Source organism: Acidaminobacter sp. JC074 (genome assembly GCF_022496765.1).
In the GTDB taxonomy this organism is placed as follows: Bacteria; Bacillota; Clostridia; order Peptostreptococcales; family Acidaminobacteraceae; genus JABXKX01.
This window is the reverse complement of record NZ_VANV01000010.1, coordinates 135,900-157,360: the sequence shown is the minus strand read 5'-3', so window position 1 is coordinate 157,360 and position 21,461 is coordinate 135,900. Positions and strand designations below refer to the sequence as shown.

Sequence of the window (21,461 nt, the reverse complement as noted above, 5' to 3'; positions counted from 1 at the left end):
TTCCTAATATATTAACTTTTATGAGAATTGTTAAGACATAATAACAATACATTTAAACTCAAAAAAAAACAGATATGGGCTCATATCTGCTTATTTACTATATAATTAGCCTTCCATAGACTGATAGGCTTTTACTTTCATGGCTTCAATTTCTTTGAGTTTGGCATACAAAGAGTGTTCATATGCTATGGCTTCTGCCATTTCAAGATAAAGGACCGTCGATGCATAGGATTCTAACTTCATATATAAGGAAGCAAACTCGTACAAGGAATCGATCTGAAGTTGAACAGCAGTAATCCTTTTGTCTCCCTCTATAAACTCAACAGCCTTGTTAAAATACTGTTTGGCTTCTTCATAGACTTTCTTTTGTACAAGATACTTGCCTCTGTACAAATGGTGATAGGCTATATAATAGCCTGGATAAAAAGCTCCTTCTAACTTGGGTATGGTTTCTTCTAAAAGACCCAGGTAGTCGTCCACCAAACTTAAATCATTGTTTCTAAAACACACTTCTATCAAACATGAGTAAACTATGGTCATACGTCCCCAATCATCTACAAGCTTGGCTGTTGATAAAACGGAATCATAATAGGCCATGATCTCTTTAAAAGAAGATTTTTTATCATTCCTATAGTATCTTGAAATAGAACGTAGTAAACCTTGAGTGACAACCTTATGCTTTTTAGATATTGCCATTATTCTATGATAGTAGGCATCAACTTCTTCTTCAGCACCTAAAAACTCGTATAGCACTTGAATCATACTTAAGTTTTCAATTATAAAATCAATATTAACATCTACTTCATCTTCATTGATTTCATCTTCAATAGCCTTAAAACACGTCATGGCTTTATCAAATAGACCACGGTTGTAATAAACAATGGCTTCTGCTCTTTTTATTTTTAGTAGAAGCTTATGTTCGCTTCTAGAATATCTAGTCTTTTCATTTAAATATCTCTTTGCATATTCTAAAGTATTTTCCCAGTCTAAGAGTTTGGCATAAGCTTCTACATGCCATACTTTTAAATGAAGCACATCTAAACAATCTAAAAGGCGTTCATTTTCAATAAGTGATGGTATCAAGGCTATAAAACCATCATAATCACCACTCATAAATACTCTTCTAGCAGACTTAAAACGTCCATTTATTTCATCTATTATATCATCACCTATTAAAGCCTGATCTTCTATTAAAACATAGTCCGGTACATTTAATACCTTTGCGATGTGCTGGATGGCTCTTATTGAAGGATCCGTTACACCTCTTTCTATTTGACTGATGTAATTCCGACTGAAAACATCCCCTGCTAAAGCAGTTTGACTGTAACCTTTTTCTATACGAAGTTTTTTTATTTTTTGACCAATATCCATGATGCCTCCAAAGCTTACTTAGTCTGTTCACAACATTCTATCATACCAATCTAAATTCGTACACTTATCTTTCTTCTAATATAAAAGAAGTCACAAAATCATGACTTCTAAACTTATCTATTTAATTCCTAAAATCATTTAACCAGTCTTCAAACTCCGGAGCAATTTTAATGAGCTTGTCTTCAAAGTCTTCAGATGACATTTTACCATCTTTAAATGTATCTAAAACATTTTTAATAAAGAGTATGCCATACCTTTTATAGATTTCATCTACTTTTTCATTAAACATACCTTGAAACCATGTATAATCTCCAGGTGCTTCTGAGGCCATTGTTGAATATGCCTCGTTAAACTCATCTAAAGTCATGTACTTTAGTTGTCGCTTTGCATCGAGTGTTACCTGATTAATGGTCATCCAGATTTCAGCGTGCTTTGGACTCTTTTCAACCATAAAACAATAGGCAAAGTAAGTTGCCATAAACTCAGAAAACCAATGACAAAGTTTATCAAGACCCAATTCACAACAATAAGTATGACCTATTTCATGAAAGCCTATCAATGTTACAAATGAGTTGGCGTAATCATTGATGTACTTTTCTTCTAAGGGGTGGTGGATAGAATAGTAGTCTTCTTTTATTAAATCAACAATTATCCCCTCTTCAGAAGGCATATTGATGTACCATTCTTTTTCACTGCCAAATAAAAAGGGCATGCCGTATGGTTTTTCAAACAACTTTTTATAGTCTGTTTTATTCACAAGTATAACAGTCAAAGTAGGTTTGACATTAAATAAATACTCATAGTAATTGCTCATTTCCTCAAGAAGCTCTATGACATCTTTGGCTGACGATTCAGCATCATCACTATAATGTATCTTAATATTGTTCTCTTGATAATTCAGTTTAGTTAAATATTCCATAGGTCCCTCCACAGAAATGTTAACATGTCATGTCAACATCACGGCAAGGGGTTTATTGGCTATAAACAAAGAAAACTGCGCACCCTACTGCACAGTTTCAAAATACTTATTCTCAAAATCATTAACTGCCATTGGCTTGTCATAATAATAACCTTGACCTAAATCACAATCATTGATAACCAGGTATTCAGCTTGTTCTGGCACTTCAATACCTTCTGCTACAATTTCTAAATCAAGTGAATGCGCCAAGTAAATAACTGAATTGATGATCTTATTTTCTTTCTCAGCTTCTTCAACAGAAATCCTTTTAATAAACTCCTTGTCAATCTTTAATACTTGAATTGGGAACATTTGAAGATAAGTTAAAGAAGAATAACCTGTCCCAAAATCATCAAGTGCTAAAACGATACCAAGATCTCTGATTTCATTTAGTATTTCAATGGCCTTGTTTAGATTTTCCATCACTGCTGTTTCTGTGATTTCCACTTGAATATATGAGGCATCTAAGTCATACCTGTCTAAGACTTCTTTCATGTCCTTTAGCAAGGTTGGATTATAGAGTCTTTTACCCGATAGGTTGACAGACATTTTAAACTCTCTTACCCCTCTGTCTAACCACTGTTTACACTGTTTACAAGCCGATTCAAAAACCCATTTGCCAATCTCATTGATCTGGCCTGACTCTTCACAGATATCTATGAAATGATAAGGTGTCAAGAAGCCTTTTAGAGGGTGCTCCCATCTGATAAGTGCTTCCATGCCTTTTAACTTACCTGTTCTTAAGTCAACTATAGGCTGATAATAAAGGACAAACTCATTTTGTGTGATACCATATCTGATCTGAGTCACCATTTCAATATAATGTTCTGTTTTCTTGCTTATTTTTTCATCATAAAGATAATGCTGGTCACGACCATTTTCCTTGGCAATAAACATAGCTGAGTCTGCATTTTTTATGATTGTCTCTAAGTTGTCACCATGGTCTGGATAAAGGGCAACCCCTATACTTGCAGTTATGATAAACTCATACCTGTCAAACTTCCAGGTCGTGGAGATATGTTTTCTAATCTGCTGGACCTTCTTATGTAAATCTGTGATACTACCATCGTAAGGCATAATCAATATAAACTCATCACCACTGATTCTAGATAAGATGTCTTTTTCGCTGGCTACAGCCTGAAGTTTCTCAGCAATTTGAGACAAAACCAGATTCCCCTTATCATGTCCAAGCGTATCATTTACATGTTTGATATTATCTATGTCTATGTATAAAACAACTTGCTTATGAAGGCTGTTGGACTGAAGCATATTGTCAAATGCGATAGACAGTCCTACCCAGTTTAAAAGACCCGTCATACGGTCATAGTGAGAAAGCTCAAAAATCTCATCTTCTTTCTCAATCAGTTCCTCTTGCATAGCAGCTAAATTGGCATAGCCTTCATGGATTTCGTCCGTTGCCTGTTTTAAGAGTCTGATACGGTAGTAAATCAAGGTATAAATATAAGCACCTGTCAGTAGCACATAAAACCAGCCTTTGGCCAGCTGAATCACCCTTATCAGCTCCGGATCCTTGACCAGCATATTAAGGAGGCTATCTGAAAATAGTATCCACAGGCATCCTAATAAAAGGTACCAAAATGTGATATACAAGGCCTCTCTTCTTGGTCTTATATCTACAGACTTACTCGTTAAGGACTCCATATATTCTGATATATATTCATTATTATTACTTGTATTCATGATGCTCTCCATTTTTCTCGATACTTACTACGTTGTTTTTTCCTCTGTTCTTTGCTTCGTATAATGCTAAATCTGCTTTTCTTATAATATCTCTTGCATCATCATGTCGATTGTCAAAATCTGCAACACCAACACTGGTGGTTACTACTATATTATGATATAGTACCGTGCCCTCTAGTTCAAGTCGAATTTTCTCAGCAATTGAAGAAGCCACCACAATATCCGTTTCTATGGTCACAATTAAAAACTCATCGCCACCCCATCTAGAAACCACATCAGACTCTCTTACATTGGCTTTTAAGATGCCAGCAACGCTCTTTAAGACTTCATCTCCCGTCTGATGACCGTACTCATCATTGATTTCCTTGAAGTAATCAATATCCAGTAATATAACAGAAAAACTCTTGTTGTATCTTCTGGATCTTTTTACCTCAGAATCGATGACATCGTCAATTTTTCTACGATTATAGAGCTGGGTTAATTCATCTGTGATGGCATCCTTGTAGTAAGCTTCAATTGTTTTTTCAGCTTTTTGATGTTCTATTTGGGCTTCTAAAAGACGAACTTCTCTTTCCTTAATTTCCTTGGTCATCATATAGATACCTTTATTTAAGTCATCAATTTCTTTAATACCCGATTCGGAAAGGGACGAATATTCACCTTTAACAGCATAATCCTTGGTCTGTCTAATGATATACTCTAGTGGTATTGATACCCGATCTGAAACAACCTTTATTCTATGTCTGTATAGATTAAGTAGAAAAGCAAACAATAAAATCATACAAATTATGATGATCAAAAGGTTCTTAAGGACTTCATCATAAATTGTAGTCAACTTCTTATCAACATAGTCTTTTTCCGACAAGCCAATCAGTTGCCAATTGGTCTGTTCTATGGTCCCCTTATGAATAACATAATTAAAGTTATCTGATACTGGTTTTGATTCTATAACAGCTATCATGTTTTCCTTAATAGCAGATGGTGCCATTGAATAGACATTGAACTCAGAGGGTTTTACAATATTAGATGTTACAATACCATAGTTTTCTTCATGTGCTTCTTTAAGCCCTACTACAATCTCTGCTTTTTCATTCATAGCGATAATTTCACCTGAGCTATCAACCAATAGGACAGCTACATCTCCCAGTGCATTACCAGACATAGAATGTTCAACTAATTTCTTTAAGGTTACATCGATGCCAACCACACCTTCTAAAAAATCATCTCTATAAATAGGATACAAACACGATATGATCCAACCTTGTCCTGCTGGATCTAAATACGGCAGCGTCCAGACAGTTTCTCTATTAGGATTATGATCTTTATCTGCTAAATAATAGAATTGATAAGTCTGGATATCCTGGAAAGGACCAAAGACTGTCGCTACATCCTCAAGAAATGGGTAGATACGATTCATATTATCAAAAGTATTAAAATAAGACTGTACAATCAACTCATTTTCATCAACAATATGTTTCATAACAGGACCAGTCCATTCTGTTTTCAATGCCTTTTCAACAGCATAATCTGTTAGTGGTGTTATGGCAGAATAATATAAAGATGATCCGCCATCGTTTTCAGTCTTATAAAAGACACCATTTTCATGAATATCAAATAAAGCTTTAAAGTGGACATAATCATACTTATCATATTGATTAAACACGTCAGAATAAGCTTGTCCCAGTAATCTGGTTTGACTGGCAAGATCATCAAAATGAAAGCTCATTTGCCTGATCTCATTCTTTATTTCGTCATTGATATTTTCTTTTACTTCTGTTTCAAACAAGTCAAATGTTTCTTGAAAAACACCATAATAAAGCACACCATAAAGCATAACAGCGAATCCTAAAATTAAAATAGCTGAAAGTATGGTGTACCTGTATATGAAATCTCTTAAAACATCTTTAAACTTAGTTTGAATTTTCATTTAATCACCTTTAAGTATTTTTACCCAATTCGGTTCAAAAAATGCATAAAAAGTTTCAAACGAAACTTTAATTATGCCAATCTAAAAGACGTCTTTCACCTTCTAAGGACCTGACTTTAGAAAGTTCTTGAGATATCTCAAGTGTTCCCTTGTAGTTTCCATTATTATCATAGATAGGTATGTAGTAAATATAGATCATTAAACCTTTCATTTGAATCCAAAATTCTGCCTTATCCTTGGTCTTGTTCTTAAAAGCTTCTAAAATATCTTCTACAACATGAACACTTTCTGGTGGGTGACAATTTCTAACATTACGACCAATCACACTCTTTGACCTTGGAAAAATGCGTTCCTTGGAATCATTAAAATAAGCCACCTGATCACTTTCATCAACAAATGTAAAGTCTATAGGTAATGCATTTAAAATATTGATTAAAACTTCTAGCGACAATGAACCGGTCTCTGTCTGAATGATCTTACTTAATGCATCAAAATTCATACTGGTCTTCCTTTCTCTTCTTTCAGGAACCTCAACATATGAAAAACCATACTCAAAGCTGGCATCATACATACCTTCAAAAGATGGTCCATCTATATGATTCATCATGACTGGAAACAATATCAACTCCTGCTTCTTAACTGCTCCATGTAGCAGGAAGTAGAGTTTTCCTACATCTTTTATCCATGACTCCGAATGCTTGAGCATTTTAATAGACCTTCTGATGTCATCATGTAGAGACCACATAATTTTAAGGCCATCAAAGTGATCTGCCTTTTTTTCCATATATGAAAAGATGATATTCTCAATTTTCTCCATGTGTGGATTGTAAAGAAGAAGACTGTCAACAAACTCATCTATAAGAGTATCAGCAGGCTTCTTAGAGGCATATAAATGTACCTTAAAATCATCTAAGATGTTAGTTAAACCTTTATTTTCTGCAATTAAAATCTGAATAAAATCGGGATACTGTCCTTTATAAGCATGACTCGACAAGGATTCATAAAAGACATTGATTAGCTTATCAACAAATGTCAACATGTCCTTAGGGGTCAGGCCGAGTTTCAGTTGTTCATTTTCTACCATTATAAGTTCTTCTGGTGTAATGGATTTTATATCACTTAAATACCTATCATACAGGGTCTTGCCATCTTCTTTATTATAAACACCCCTACAGTATTCAACCAATCTTTCTAGTCTAGTCATAGCCACCTCCTTCTTTATTATATCAGAAGGTGCAAAAAAAAAGAAAACGCACATTATGTGCGTAAGTTTAAATTTCTTTTGGTTGGATACCTCTCATCCAGTAAACGAATGGTGTATCTATTAATGACGTTGCAATTTTAATAACATATGAGAACCAGAAGATTTCCATTACAACCGGGAATGGGAACACGCCTAAAAATGCAATAAATGTAAAAATAGCCGTATCAATCGCCTGACTCACTAAAGTTGAACCATTGTTTCTTATCCATAACTGGTTTGGTGAACCAAATTTAGATTTGATCTTATCAAACAAGTAAACATCCAAAGTCTGACTGATCAAGTACGCAATCAATGAACCTGCTGTAATTCTAATTTGAATTGAAAACAGTGTCTCAAGTGCACCTTGTGCAAAGTCAAACTCATTTGGTGCAAATCTTAAGGCAAGTTGCGTGATAATTGTAAATGACACCATCATGACAAAACCAATCAGAACTGCTCGCTGGGCGTGCTTTCGACCATACTTTTCATTGATCAAGTCTGTCGCTAAGAATATTGATCCATAAATGATATTACCTAAAGTGGCACTGATGCCAAACATATCTACACTTTTTACTACCTGTAGATTGGCAGCTACAATACCAAAACCAATCCATACATAAAGGCCAGTTAAACCAAACATCTTATAAGTTAAAACCAATAAGCCAAACTGAACCAAACAAAAAATTAACCATAGTAACTCGTTACTCATTTTCTCCTCCTACTCCAAAATCCGTATTATGCCAAAGTACCTCAATTTGAGGATTTTCTTCTAGATAAGCATAGTTTTCTTCAAACCACCTGATCAAATCAGGATCACTCTTTACATCAGTGGTATTATCAACATATACATTGACACACCCTCTTTCGAAGTGTTCTTCTAGTAAAGCAATGTCTTTTTTGATCATTTCTTTGGTCTGACCTTTTATACCTACCATAAGACATATGGAAGAAAAGTAAGATGCAATCTCCTCAGGCGCTGCTTGAAAACCCTTGTTTAAAAACTTTCTAAAGTTGTTATCAAAGGACTCAACACCACATTTGAAGATAATTTTTGCATTAAAAAAGTCCCGAATCTCATCCAACCGATTACGATACATATAGTGACTCTCAAAATACACTGTTTCAATACTTTTTTCTTCAACAATGTCTCTAATGTCTTTAAGAGTCTCGGTTGGCAGCTCGAAACAACTACCTGAATTAATAATTTCTAATTGATTTAACTCACCAGATACTTGTTTAAGTATCTCTTTATTTAACTCGATGATATGGTCTATATCATCAGAATTATCATGAATGTAATCACAAAATGTACACCTTCCCCATTTGCACTTAGAAGATTTCAAAAGTACAATTTCACGAGGATTCTTTTTGTCAATTACACTATATCTTTCGATAGACATAAGCATCAACTCCTTGTTTTTTATAGTGGGTACCAAGTAAACACTCTTAAAGACGAATTCTATTATAACACAAAGAAAATCAATGTAAAGAAAAAAGACGCTATTTGCGTCTTAAAACGTAATCTTTAAAATCTTTAATGAAATGATCCTCATCACTTGTTCTAATCCCTTGATGGTCAAAAATGAACATCAGAATCATAAGTCCAATAAATATATTGATGTAAACATCTTTTAAATCAAATGTAAACTGTCCCTGTAAATAGATATAATCTAAAGAACCGTCCCAGAAGATTTTATCAACAAAAGAACATACACCACCCGCCAGTAAAAAGGCAAAAGCCGTTGATACAGGTTTAGAGTTATAGCCTTTATGATCAATAAACATATAAACTAAAAATACCATTGTCATGATAAAAGCGACCATAATGACATGAGGCCATTTAGCCACGCCTAGTTGAAAAAGTGAATTGATCCAAGAATAATCTCTGTTAAACATCGGCTTAAAATATAACAAGTTTTCAATTATTACATCATTGTTGTGTAAAAAGTTGCTGTTGATAATAATCTTAATGATTTGCTCCACAGCGATTAACAATGCTGTAAAAATAAAAAATACTGATTTCTTCATGTCACCATCCTATTCATTTAAATACTCTTCTAAAATTAAACCTTTTTCCATTATATATTGACTGGCTTTTACATCACCAATGTATCTATAATGCCATGGTTCATATATGTATCCCGTTTCTTCTTCTCTGCCCTTTAGATATCTAAGGATAAAGCCGTACTTATAAGCATTTTCCATCATCCAGTCGAAAGCTGGGTCATTTTCAAAAGTCTGATCTAGACCATAATTCATAGCAGCTGATGTGATATCAATAGCAAGACCGGTCTGGTGCTCACTTTCACCTGGAATGGCCACCACTGTTTCAGCCTCTTCAAAACCATTGCTTGCCACTCTTCTTGAGAAAATGCCTTCCTGATAATCATAAGATCTATAAGCAGATGCAAGTACAATATGAATACCATCGGCTTCAGCATCTTTAAACATCTGTTCAACAATTGATGCTACCTCATCAGGCAGTTCCATATACTTGTTCTTATCAACATCCACTTCCCTTAGACCGTCTGGTACATAAGATGCTGGCAAATAATAATGTTTGTTTAACAAGACCATTGGCGTGCCAATGCCTGGTGCAAGTTTTTCTTTTCTCACTTGCTCCATAGCATCTTTTGTAAGTGTATCAAAAGGACCTTCTACAAGATTATAGTCACGTTGAAACTCATGGAGCTTTTTTTCAGTGCCTGGCCCATATGCCCCGTCTCTTGCTGTATAATAGCCTGCTATTTTTAAGCTTTCTTGAAGCCAATAAACATCATCTTGTACCATATCAATCACCTCATTCTCAATGATTTCCTCTGATTCTGTTTCTTCTATTTGTGTTTCCTCAACACGCTCTTCTTCTTCAAAATCCACTATGATGGTGTTGTCATCTGGTAATGAAACATTCATATCATTTATTGCTGCATTATTTTGACAGCCTACTAAAAGCAGGCTACAAAGTAGTATTAATTTTTTCATCTAAGTCACCTCTAACTTCTCAATTATAACATAATTAAAGGCAAAAAAAACTAAAAATAAATAAAACTCACCAGCAGAGTGGTGAGTTAAAAAACATTATTTCAAAACCTTTTTAAGTTTGTCTATACAGGCGTCTAAAGCTTCTTTATCAATAACTAAAGGTGGTGCCAATCTGATTGTATGCTCATGCGTTTCTTTGCACAACATACCTTCAGCCATCAAGGCTTCACAGAATGGTCTCGCAGGTTTATCCAGTTCTATACCTACAAATAGGCCCTTTCCTCTTACCTCTTTAATATGCGGCGACTCAATCTTCTTTAACTCTTTTAATAGGTAGTCACCCAAAAGAGCTGAGTTTTCAACTAAGTTTTCATCCTTTAGGACATCTAGAGCTGCCATAGCAACAGCACATCCCAGTGGATTACCGCCAAAGGTTGAACCATGATCACCTGGGTTAAAAACATCCATAACTTCCTTAGATGAAAGCATGGCTGATACCGGATATAGACCACCACTTAGGGCTTTACCAACTGTTACGACATCCGGCTTGATGTTTTCATGCTCAAAGGCAAATAACTTACCTGTTCTGCCAAATCCAGTTTGAATTTCATCACAAACCATCAAAACATTATTTTCTTTAGTTATCTCTCTTACTCCCTTTAAGTAACCTTGAGGCGGTACAATAATCCCTCCCTCACCTTGAATAGGCTCTAAAAGGACAGCAACTGTATTGTCTGTTATAGCAGCCTCAAGGGCTTCTAAATCACCAAAAGGTACAGTTTTAAAACCAGGTGTAAATGGGCCAAAACCATCTCTGTATTGATCTTCTGTAGAAAATGAGATAGTAGAAATAGTTCTACCTGCAAAGTTGTTGTTACAAGCAATAATTTCTGCTGATTCAACACCCTTTACTTGATAACCCCATTTTCTTACAGCCTTTAAAGCAGTTTCTACAGCCTCTGCACCTGTATTCATTGGCAATACTTTTTCGAAGCCCGTAAACTCACAGATTTTTTTTACGTACGGACCCATCTTGTCATTATGAAAAGCTCTTGATGTCAAAGGCATTTTCCCAGCCTGATCAACAAGGGCCTGAACAATCTTAGGATGTTTATGGCCCTGGTTTACAGCTGAATAAGCTGCCAACATATCCATATACTTGTTACCTTCCACATCTGTTACCCAGATACCTTCCCCTTCTGCTATTACAATTGGAATCGGATGATAATTGTGGGCACTCCACTTTTCTACTTCTTGAATCATTTCTTTTGTTCTTGACATCTTTTAACCCCCTTTTGTTCGCCATGCATAAACATGCTTCCCCGTAAATAATTATGTATTTCAATGAGTTTAACATAATCAAAGTCATCTGTCTATATTTTTTCAAAATCATCTGAAAACTCATCATGATTGCCACTATAACCATACAATAAATTATGCTAGGTCCTCTTTTAACCCATTCTCTACATATGCCTTAAAGAGACTACTTGATACAATTAAAATGAAAAGAGGTGATTTTATGAACGTATACGAGTTAAATGATACATGTCATGCAAGGCTAAGACTTTAAGTTTCGCATGACGTTAAATCTTGAAGTGTAGCTTTGCAACTTAAATTAGAATCTAAATTTAAGGAGAAGGTGCATGAAAAGAATAAATTATAAAGATCCAATTATAAAAACATACAAGTTAATAAAAGACGGTAAAGACATCAGTCGTTTTGCAGTCGAAGGGTTATGGGCATACGAAAAATTGATTGCTTCTAACACCTTAGTTGAAACACTGATCTAATGCTCTGAAAGAGCATCAGATCAACGAGTAACAGAACTTATGAAGATCAGCAAGGATGTCTATGAGGTCAGTAAAAAGACCATGGAAAGATTGACTTCTAAAGAAGGTCAAACTGATTTGGTCATGATTTGCAAGAAAATCAAAGTAACAAGCAGTCTAAAGAAAATTCTTGTTCTTGACGGTTTAGAAAGTCCGGGTAATATCGGGACCATTTTTAGGTCCTGTGACGGTGCGGGCTTTGATGGCATATTCATCGTTAACCAAAGGGCTAGAATCAACCAATATAAAGTTGTAAAGGCATCTATGGGCGGTTATTTTAACATTCCCCACAGGTCCTTTGATTCTGTTAAGAATTTAGCTGACTACCTTATGATTCATAACTATAAGATCATTCTTGCCAATCCAAGTGACAAAAGTCAAAAAAACAAGCCTGAAAAGCTTGCTCTTGTTGTTGGAAACGAACGATATGGTCTTTCTAAGGAATGGTTTGACTACCACCACCAAACAATTTCAATCCCCATGAAGGGCTTTTGCGATTCTTTAAATGTCGGTGTGGCTGCATCCATTCTTATGTATGAAATTATTAAAGGCGTTCAATGAACGCCTATAGTTTTATAATCACATCTTCTATATCTACCGGTGAATGATTCATTGAAACACCCTTGCCATTTTCTATAACCACAATGTTTTCAACTCGCATGCCAAATTTACCAGCTATGTATATGCCAGGTTCAATTGAAAAAGCCATACCTTCTTCTAATACCAATTCATTGTTAGGCTTGATATAAGGTGCTTCATGCACGCTAAAGCCAATACCATGACCTGTTCTATTTAAAAAGCAATCTCTATAACCTTCACCATCAATGATGTCTCTAGCCACCTTATCAATAGAACCAGCTGTTACACCTGATAAAGCAGCATCTTGAGCTGTAAAAGTCGAACGTTTGCAGATTTCATAAACACGACGTTGTTCTTCACTTGGCTCACCTACAAAGAAAGTTCTTGATGTATCAGAACACATGTTGTTAAAGCGACAACCACAGTCTACAACAACATTGTCGCCAACTTGAATTTTGGATGTGCCTGCATTGTAATGCGGCATAGATGAGTTCTTACCAGTTGCTACTATTGGTGAGAAAGAAATATCGTCTGCACCCTTTTCTTTATAAAGCCTCTTAATTTCTTCAATGACTTCGTACTCATATAAGCCCGGTTTAATAAAGTTCTTAATATCTCTCATGACTTCATCGGCTATCTGACCTGCTTTTTTCATATTCTGGATTTCTTCATTTGACTTAACGATTCTAAATGCTTCCATCATTGGATGTGCATTGACAAAGGTCGCTTCTAAAAGTTCTTGAAAATCAAGGACATCAATCCCTCTGATAGTTTCATTAACACCAATTCGACCACCGATTAAACCAAAGTCTTCAAATGATTTTTTTACAGTATCCAAAAAACCTTCACCATCTGCCCACTTATAGAAGACGGCATCTTCTGGATATTTAACCTTTGCCTCTTCATAATTTAAGAGTGGCGATATCTGAAAATAACGTTTATCAGAAAGGACTACCAAACAGTTTAATCTTTCATCTGCATGTGCATGATAATCTACTAAAAACTCCATATCAGATGATGGTGCAATCATCACAGCATCCAGCTTTTTTTCCTTCATTAGCTCAAATAATTTATCAAACTTCTTCTCGTTAAACATATTACTTTCCCCCTTAAGGTCATTGTACAATTAAAAACGCAATTCGTCTATATTATTTAAGTATAAACTCAAATTATGCTTTATGTTTAAAAACACCATAAAAATGACTGTATTTTTCATGTACATTTAACCAGGACTTGATACATATTAAACTATGACTTGAAAGTTCCTTCTTTAAATGATCTTCTGTCACAAAACACCTGTCTAGAGGACCAATTACAGCTGTCTCCCCTTCATTGTTGGCAATTGCAGAAGAAATATAGAAGTAGCCGTCAGCTTTTAAGAGTCTTTTGACATTTGAATAAAATTTATGTCTATCCTCATCAAACAAACAGTGCAAACAGTTGCCATCAACAATCAAATCAAAAGTTTGATTCATAAGCAAATCTTCTTCCGTTACACTTGAGCAAATGAAATCAACACTTCCATCCGTTTTTTCTCTAGACCATGCCACTGCAGTCTCAGAAATCTCAACACCCGTTACTTGATAACCTCTTTTATTAAACCATATAGATACATCACCTGCACCAGATCCCATTTCAAGGACCTTACCAGATGTGATCTGTAGGTAATCAAGAAGCCTGTTTAAGTTTCTATCAAGACTGTCAAGCCTCTCCTGATGCTTTTTACCACCCCAGCCTCCATGACCAGCTTCTTTTAGTTCTCTGTATATTTTCTCATGTGGATTCATATCATTCCCCCTCAATTAACGGTATCATTAATAAGCAATCGAAAACAGTCTTGACTTTTTAATGATCATTTGAGTCCTAGAAAAAAACTGACTTCATAAGAAATCAGTTACTTTTTAACCAAAGGAATCCATACTTCACAGACATAGTCTGCACTTTTCTGGTCACCTTCAAAATAAACCTCTATATCTGGTGCATCAGCATATTCATAGCCAGAAGTCGGTAACCACTCTGTTACAATCCTTTTTTGTAAGTCTTGGATAGAGTTAGGAAGCGGACCTACACATTCAAATATTCCCCAAGTACATGATGGTACTGTAAACTCAGAAAACTTACTAGGCTTTTCCAAGCTAGAAGCTGAAGCGATGTAATAGTCAAAGTCTTTGCCATTCATGCACGTTGAAACACCCAGGAGTGCTTTAGGCTCCATATCATTCAGCTTAAGTATTTTAGGAATCTTTCCTGTTATCATAGTCTTTTGCCAGAACTTCGGTACCTCTTTAAAGTTCTCTTCAAGATTCATCTCGTAATGTTTGCTGACACCAACAACTCTAAATGCATCTTTGCTTTCAATTTTGTAGTTCATTTTTTCCTCTCCTTTTATATGCAGTGTTAAACTCATTGGAGGAAAGGCAGTTAATTGAATCCCTTTCTTTCTTGCCTTTGAAGGTGCAATACCATGTACACTCTTAAAAGCTCGATTAAAGGCCGTTGGGGATTCATAACCGTATTTTAAAGCTATATCAATTATCTTTATATCTGTCGTCTGCAGATCAAAACTTGCTACGGTCATCTTCCTATTTCGAATATACTGAGAAAGCGGCATGCCAACAATATAAGAAAACATCCTGTTAAAGTGAAACACTGAACAAGAAGCTATCTGAGACAAGTGCTCAGGACTGATATCATTCTCTAAATTTTCATCAATATATCCTAAGGCCTTGTTAAAACGATCCAACCACTCCATATGATCCTCCTTTAAATACAGTGTAAATAATTTCACTTATTGTTTCCTCTTATTAATGGTGCAAAAAAAGAGAGGTTAATCAATGATTAACCTACTGAATCTTTATCAAATGTTTGTTGCTACATACACCTCTACCGACTTTTGAAAGCGGATAGTAAACATCATCTATTTTTACTTTAACAATATCAGCTGTAAAATCATTGTTGGTACCTTCACTTGAAGCATTTGATAACAAGCTTGAGCCAACACCATATGAATCTACAGGTGCACCCGCTTCTTCAAAGTACTTGATTTTCTTAACGTTAAAGCCACCCGTTACTGTAATCTTAATACCTCTACAGTAGTCTTTGGCAAGCTGCTTGTACTTAACTTTGTCTGCTTCATCCATTCTTTCTATTAAAGTATGGTAGTAAGTATCCATAGCTGATCTTAAGTTTCTTACAAGTCTTAAGTTAACGCCATTGTCTTGTTTCTTATCATAAAGTGGATCGATAGATGCATCCATCATATTACCACTTGTGTCTGGACGAACACCATAAAGCACATACTTTAAAGCTTCTTCTTCCTGGCCTGATTTCATTAAATCAAAGTATCTTTCCCACATAGCGTCAATGACTTCATAAGTTGTCTTGATACAATCATTATGAAAGTCTACTAAGGCAATTCTAGGTGTATCTGTACCAATTGTCTCAGCAAAAGCAAGCATCGTCATGGCCGTGTTACCATAGAAACATGCAATAGATGCATGAGAAATAGTTCCTTTTGCCCTATCTGAACCCCACCAGTCATTTTGCTCACCTGTCGAGAAAAATGGACTCAGTGAATGTCTATGTTCTAAGTTGAATCTTTCAAGTGCTACTTGATAAGCATAACCACCAACTGCCTGAATCTTATAATGGTCAAATCTAGCTGGAAAAAAGAGCACCGGTTTACCATTGGCAGCCTCTAATACATTATAGGTATTTGTCGCTATTCTTGTCGGTAAACTCAAGACACCAAGAATTGGTGTTTCAAGGTGACCAAAGTCTCTGTATCTACCTCTTACTATGAGTACAGGGTCTACATTGAGAGGATCACCGTCATAATGGGCCAAAGTACCATCATGAACCGCTTCAATTTCTAATTGATCAAAGGTATTGATGAACTTGTCACCTTCATAATAACCAGTTGCCACTTCAAGGATTGCAAGGGCTTCATCAACGCCTGCCACTACTGAAAAAGGCTTTCTTCTAGTAAAGAACTGCATTTCTACATAGACATCACCATTGACTTGATCAGATACATCTACTACCTTGTCTAAATCATGTGAGTAGTTACCGAACTCTATTTTATTGTTTGCACGCATTTTTAATACACGAATGGTATTGTTGAAATATTCATCAGAATACCAACCATCTCTTAATTTTGTAATAATATCGTCTGTCATCTTAAAAGTATCCACAGACAGTCTTTTCTTGTTGTACCAGGTCATACTATTCTCCTTAATAAGATACCATTATCTTTCATCATCTTTAAAGACATTAAATGCATAAAGTCGCCAGGATGATGGATGGCACTTATATCATATGTGTCGATTGCATTTTCTACAACGACGATTTGATGTTTCTTGTTTATTCTATTAAAATGAGTTTTTAAAGACAAAGCAAAATGCATGACACATAAATCACTGCAGCAGCCAGTGATTATAAACTCTTCTTTATCACTCTTTTCTAGCCAACTTCTAAACTCTGGTTCTAAAAAGCCATTGGTAGAGTTCTTAAAAATCACCTGACCTTTTTCACTGTATTTCTTAAGTTCATCTACAACTTCTACTTCTGATGTACCATGCATGCAGTGAGCTGGAAACACCTTAAACTCCTCTGCATGATCAGGATGATGATCACATAAGAAAATATGGTCACAAGGATAAGTCTCTAAGACTTTAAGGTTGTTTTTTATAATGCCTTCCACCCTATCAGAATAAAGTGCACCCGCTTTTGCAAAACCATTGATCATATCTACTACGATAACAGCAGTTTTCGATAAGTCCCATTCAAGCGAAGACAAGGGTTCACTTGGTGACATCATTGAATCTATAACCAACTTACTCTCTTCGTATAGCTTATATTTATCCATATTTCCTCTTTTCTATACAATAACCATTCTAGACCTCTTAAGTGTAGAAATCAATATTTAATTTATAAATCTTTTTTCGAAAGATAAAGCTTTAAAAATTTCATTGGCCTCTTCTTTTTTCCCCATTTCTTTATATACCATAGCCTTGACGAAAATTGGCAAATGCTCTTTATACATTACAAACAAATCAAGATAATCCATCTTGGATCTAATCATGTAGATAAAGACAAACTCCAAAACAAAATAGTCCTTGTAGTCACCTTTTGTCACTTTTCTTAAAACAGCCTTATGTTCATCCGATATAGGTCTATCCAGTTCAAACAAGGCTAGGATTTCATATAAGAGTACATTGTCGTATCCTTGATCATAAGATGCCTTATTAGAAAAATACTTACCAAGTTGACCATACTTGAGAACTTGTTCATAAGCCTTCAGCTCATTATAAATGGTCATCATACCTTGACAGGCAATACTTAAATTATAGTATTTCTCTGCAATTTCGAAATAGCGATAAGCTTCCTCCATGTAACTTAAGGCCATTTCCAAGTCCCCCATCTCCCTATACATCATAGATAGATTATTTGAAAGCTTACCAATTAGAAGAGGTGACCTAGCATGCGCTCTTAAGTCAAAGGCTTTAACTAAAGTTTCATAGGACTTCTGTTCTCCTTTAATTGATTCTATTGTACCCAATTGATAGTAGTATTCAAACCAGATGCTCTCATCTTTTAAAGATTCAGCACACTTAGAAACCTTGTCTAAATAAGAAAGTGCAAGTGGGTATTTCTTGTTCTTCCAATTGGCATTAGCAAGCACCAAATAAGCCCTACACTTTGTCTTTTCATCTAGTCTGTCGTTGAAGGCATGCAGAAATATCTGTTCAACCATCTCGAAATTATCATATGGTGATAGTTTTTCCAGAAGTTCTTCTTCAATAAGTGTGTGAATAAGGCCAGTATCTCTGTCCTCTAAAAGATCATCTTTATGACAATTAAGGGCGTGACTTAAGGCTTCTAAATTATGATACTTAACAAAAAAGACCTTGCCAGTTACCCAGCGAGATATGGTCTTTTCACTGACACCGACTTTATGAGCAAGTAAAGACTGTTTCATCCCTGTATATTCAATTTTTTCTTTTAATTTATTTTTATCTATTTTATATGTTTCCATCCCATGTCCATTCATGTCCATTGCTTTTTTATTATAACACATATAGAATTAAATTACGGAGGAGGACATTATGGAAAACTTAAAAGAATTTCAAAAGAAACAAGCCATTGATTGTTTTAACAAAACATGGGACTATATCGATATGACAGATCGCAGCGCGGAAGACGACTTGAACATGATTCATACAGCACATGCTTCTAGATTTTTATGGGGTCAAGTAGGTGAACCACTTAACTTCGAAAGAGGTGAATGGCAAATCTCAAAAGTTTACTTCTTACTTGGAAAAGGTGAGCAAGCACTTTATCATGCCAATGCTTGTTTAAAGATTTGTATAGATAATGACATCAAAGATTTCGATTTAGTATTTGCTTATGAAGCTATGGCTAATGCTTATAAACTTCTTGGTGATAGCAAATGGGAAGATTACAAAAAGAAAGCTTATGATGGCCTGCCATTTATCGAAGATGAAGGCAACCGTTCATACGCGGCATCTGAATTAGATAAAATATAAGACTGTGATTGCTCACAGTCTCTTTTTTATTGATCATTTAGATCATACTTCTTCACTTGTCTTGTGGTTGCCGCTCTGATTTCATCGTAGTAGTCATGGTCCATATCAAGATCAATAAAGTCAGTGTCTCCACCTTCAACCGTTCTACCAGATAATCGATTGAGCATATATACAACATCTTTTCTTAAAACATTATCTTCAGGATTAAAGTTCATATCTTCTAGCTTGAATATCTCTGTATCAACAAACTTTCTAATTGCATAAACCGCCCAGTGGTTGTCATCTAAATCATTGATAGATTGACTATAGAAACTTACGTAAGGCTTGTTTGCATAATAAACATAATTTGCAAAGACTGCAGCCAGTTCTGATTTCGTAACCCTTTGATCCGGTCTAAAAGTACCATCTTCATAACCACTGATAATACCTAGCTCAGAAAGTTTAGCCACATGATGATTTGACCAGTGATCCTCTAAATCGTTAAAAGCTACAGGATAGTCTTTTTCTTCTCCGCCAATTACTCTTGATAACATGGCTGCAAGTTCTGCACGGGTTATCGCTTGATTAGGTCTAAAACTCATATCATCATAGCCCTCAACAAAAGGCTCATAAAAGACAATCTTGCCTTGTGGTGTTTCTTCTTGAGGTGCTGGAGCATTTAAATCTAATACTCGTTCAGAAGAAAGGAGACCTTTAAAATCGTAAACCTTAAGCGTCAGCTCGTCAATCTTAGAAAAATCAGTTTCCAAGCTAAATGGTAACTCGGTATCCGTTTCTAGTAAAACACCATTACCATAAAACTCAACTTTTGAAATAGTAAAGTCTGTGATCTTAATATAAAAAGTTACAGCCTCCTGTTCTTTCATTTCATGAACAGGCATTTCTACATAAGTTTTGTCATAACTTTCTTCCATATTTCCAAGATAATAAGGATTGTCTATCAAAGTTTTATAAGTTTCTTGAATGACTTCATTTTCTGATAAAGCATAATTGGACCACCTGTTGCCGACAAGGTAGTTGTCATTGGCTTGATTTAAAGAAAAATAGTTAATGGCTTTCACTCTAGGATACTTAATCGGTAGCTGGGCATAAAACTTTTTAAGATTTGCATTTGCCCAAGTTGTCAAATCCATTTGGTTTGGAATTGAAAAATGAGCAATCCCAGTTTCACCAATCATAATTGGCTTTTTATCAGCATATAAATCATATACATAATCCAGTTTTGATAAGGGATTTGCAAGCATGTTGTTTGGACCCTCGGTGTTACCACTGTTATAAAAATCCGTATAGAAGTTGACGCCAACCCAGTCTACATATTCATCACCAGGATAATAATCTTCTATTCTAATGCCATTTGGATCTTCTACAGGCACATCATTCGGCGTCCAAACCATAACAACATTAGGGGCATATTGATCCATAATGTCATGAACAAGTTTAAACTTTTCTTTATAGAGCTCAGGATTACCATTCCAAGGTACCCAGTCACCATTCATTTCCCCTAAAAATCTTAAGAAGATTGGCATATCAAGTGCTTCCGCTTCTTTTGCCCACTGAATAATCCAGTCATTTTCAACAACACTGTCTAAACCAGACATGGCATTCATAGCCACATGAAAGCCAGCACCTTGATCTTTCATCTTTTCAGCCAACTTAAGGTCAATGGCATATTCTTTTGAACCATAAGAAATATATTGATTCCAGTTTTGATAGAGAATGTACATGGCATGGTCACCATAGACATCCTTTGTAAGAGAAAAATCCTGACCTATTTTTTTATCATTTTCTGAGTAAATGCCCAGATAAACACCTGACTCAGGTTCATACTTCTCTAAAGCCTCTTTTTTTGTATCGACTTCTACGTAATACTCGAATACGGTTCTAATTTCATCAGCCCTCAGCATGTCTTCGGCACCCCAAGGTTTGTTTATAGCAAGCCAGTGTTCATTTTCTTTTTCATAATACTGAACAGCCAAATCATACTGCTTGACACTGTCATAGTAAAGCCCAACTTTCTTAGAAAAAATGGCTAAATTAGTATGATTGCCTTCATCTGCAACTTGCTCATCAAAATATGCAATAATGTCAAGCCATAAAGGTAAAGCCTTTGAAAGCTCACCTGCTTGTTCATACTCACCTGCTTCACTTATAATCGCCCAGATATTGTTACCAGCAAAAGATGTCACACTCAGCGCAAGTATCATAACCAGTATCAATACCACCTTAAAAGTCTTATGAAACATCAGGACCTCCCTATCCTTCAAGAGTTTTTTTCCACATATTTATTCATACCCAATTTTGACCTTTTTAATTAACTTTAATC

At 35.4% G+C, this 21,461-nt stretch carries 20 protein-coding genes; 3 read left to right on the top strand and 17 right to left on the bottom strand.

What is annotated here, in order from left to right:
- Nucleotides 1-105: 105 nt before the first annotated feature.
- From EZV73_RS13010 to rocD, 10 genes are all read right to left on the bottom strand, one after another.
- On the bottom strand, nt 106-1,371 hold the full coding sequence (locus EZV73_RS13010; RefSeq protein ID WP_240840764.1) for a helix-turn-helix domain-containing protein: 1,266 nt from the start codon (nt 1,369-1,371) through the stop codon (nt 106-108).
- A 121-nt stretch (nt 1,372-1,492) separates the two neighbouring features.
- Nucleotides 1,493-2,290, bottom strand: a complete 798-nt coding sequence (locus EZV73_RS13005) for a hypothetical protein (protein WP_240840763.1) — start codon at nt 2,288-2,290, stop codon at nt 1,493-1,495.
- A gap of 84 nt (nt 2,291-2,374) precedes the next feature.
- Nucleotides 2,375-4,030, bottom strand: coding sequence for a bifunctional diguanylate cyclase/phosphodiesterase (locus tag EZV73_RS13000; RefSeq protein WP_240840762.1), 1,656 nt, complete (start codon nt 4,028-4,030; stop codon nt 2,375-2,377).
- Nucleotides 4,017-5,957 carry a diguanylate cyclase gene (locus EZV73_RS12995; RefSeq protein WP_240840761.1) on the bottom strand — a complete coding sequence of 647 codons (1,941 nt, stop codon included), beginning with the start codon at nt 5,955-5,957 and terminating at the stop codon, nt 4,017-4,019. The genes EZV73_RS13000 and EZV73_RS12995 overlap by 14 nt, the downstream gene beginning before the upstream one ends.
- A gap of 67 nt (nt 5,958-6,024) precedes the next feature.
- Nucleotides 6,025-7,161, bottom strand: coding sequence for a PAS domain-containing protein (locus EZV73_RS12990; protein ID WP_240840760.1), 1,137 nt, complete (start codon nt 7,159-7,161; stop codon nt 6,025-6,027).
- A gap of 67 nt (nt 7,162-7,228) precedes the next feature.
- Nucleotides 7,229-7,909, bottom strand: a complete 681-nt coding sequence (locus tag EZV73_RS12985) for a queuosine precursor transporter (protein WP_240840759.1) — start codon at nt 7,907-7,909, stop codon at nt 7,229-7,231.
- The gene (locus EZV73_RS12980; protein WP_255813330.1) at nt 7,902-8,600 is read right to left on the bottom strand and encodes a radical SAM protein; all 699 of its coding nucleotides are present in this window, start codon (nt 8,598-8,600) and stop codon (nt 7,902-7,904) included. Before EZV73_RS12980 ends, EZV73_RS12985 begins: the two co-directional genes overlap by 8 nt.
- Before the next feature lie 100 nt (nt 8,601-8,700).
- A complete protein-coding gene (locus tag EZV73_RS12975) occupies nt 8,701-9,228 on the bottom strand; it encodes a signal peptidase II (protein ID WP_240840758.1) in 528 nt (175 codons plus the stop codon).
- Between the two features lie 9 nt (nt 9,229-9,237).
- Nucleotides 9,238-10,182, bottom strand: coding sequence for a D-alanyl-D-alanine carboxypeptidase family protein (locus EZV73_RS12970; protein ID WP_240840757.1), 945 nt, complete (start codon nt 10,180-10,182; stop codon nt 9,238-9,240).
- A 96-nt stretch (nt 10,183-10,278) separates the two neighbouring features.
- Nucleotides 10,279-11,463: an ornithine--oxo-acid transaminase gene (gene rocD, locus EZV73_RS12965; RefSeq protein WP_240840756.1), complete on the bottom strand. Its 1,185-nt coding sequence runs from the start codon at nt 11,461-11,463 to the stop codon at nt 10,279-10,281.
- 362 nt (nt 11,464-11,825) lie between these two features.
- On the opposite strand from rocD, the gene EZV73_RS12960 reads away from it, so the two are divergent.
- Both EZV73_RS12960 and EZV73_RS12955 read left to right on the top strand, forming a co-directional pair.
- Nucleotides 11,826-11,972, top strand: a complete 147-nt coding sequence (locus EZV73_RS12960; RefSeq protein WP_240840755.1) for a hypothetical protein — start codon at nt 11,826-11,828, stop codon at nt 11,970-11,972.
- A 39-nt stretch (nt 11,973-12,011) separates the two neighbouring features.
- Complete coding sequence (locus EZV73_RS12955; protein ID WP_240840754.1) at nt 12,012-12,572, top strand: RNA methyltransferase; 561 nt, start codon at nt 12,012-12,014, stop codon at nt 12,570-12,572.
- Nucleotides 12,573-12,576: 4 nt separating this feature from the next.
- On the opposite strand, the gene EZV73_RS12950 is transcribed toward EZV73_RS12955, so the two are convergent.
- The 6 genes from EZV73_RS12950 to EZV73_RS12925 all read right to left on the bottom strand — a co-directional run bounded on the left by EZV73_RS12950 (nt 12,577) and on the right by EZV73_RS12925 (nt 18,627).
- Complete coding sequence (locus tag EZV73_RS12950) at nt 12,577-13,686, bottom strand: Xaa-Pro peptidase family protein (RefSeq protein ID WP_240840753.1); 1,110 nt, start codon at nt 13,684-13,686, stop codon at nt 12,577-12,579.
- A 73-nt stretch (nt 13,687-13,759) separates the two neighbouring features.
- Complete coding sequence (locus EZV73_RS12945) at nt 13,760-14,377, bottom strand: bifunctional 2-polyprenyl-6-hydroxyphenol methylase/3-demethylubiquinol 3-O-methyltransferase UbiG (protein ID WP_240840752.1); 618 nt, start codon at nt 14,375-14,377, stop codon at nt 13,760-13,762.
- Between the two features lie 107 nt (nt 14,378-14,484).
- The gene (locus EZV73_RS12940; protein ID WP_240840751.1) at nt 14,485-15,342 is read right to left on the bottom strand and encodes an AraC family transcriptional regulator; all 858 of its coding nucleotides are present in this window, start codon (nt 15,340-15,342) and stop codon (nt 14,485-14,487) included.
- Nucleotides 15,343-15,433: 91 nt separating this feature from the next.
- Entirely contained in the window at nt 15,434-16,813 is a 1,380-nt protein-coding gene (locus tag EZV73_RS12935) for a nicotinate phosphoribosyltransferase (RefSeq protein ID WP_240840750.1), read from the bottom strand.
- Entirely contained in the window at nt 16,810-17,457 is a 648-nt protein-coding gene (locus tag EZV73_RS12930) for an isochorismatase family cysteine hydrolase (protein ID WP_240840749.1), read from the bottom strand. Before EZV73_RS12930 ends, EZV73_RS12935 begins: the two co-directional genes overlap by 4 nt.
- 57 nt (nt 17,458-17,514) lie before the next feature.
- A complete protein-coding gene (locus tag EZV73_RS12925; protein ID WP_240840748.1) occupies nt 17,515-18,627 on the bottom strand; it encodes a helix-turn-helix transcriptional regulator in 1,113 nt (370 codons plus the stop codon).
- Between the two features lie 70 nt (nt 18,628-18,697).
- Here EZV73_RS12925 and EZV73_RS12920 point away from each other — a divergent pair, with 70 nt between their 5' ends.
- A complete protein-coding gene (locus EZV73_RS12920) occupies nt 18,698-19,138 on the top strand; it encodes a hypothetical protein (RefSeq protein WP_240840747.1) in 441 nt (146 codons plus the stop codon).
- 26 nt (nt 19,139-19,164) lie between these two features.
- Here the strand turns inward: EZV73_RS12920 and EZV73_RS12915 are convergent, their stop codons facing one another.
- On the bottom strand, nt 19,165-21,381 hold the full coding sequence (locus EZV73_RS12915; RefSeq protein WP_240840746.1) for an S-layer homology domain-containing protein: 2,217 nt from the start codon (nt 21,379-21,381) through the stop codon (nt 19,165-19,167).
- Between the last annotated feature and the right edge of the window lie 80 nt (nt 21,382-21,461).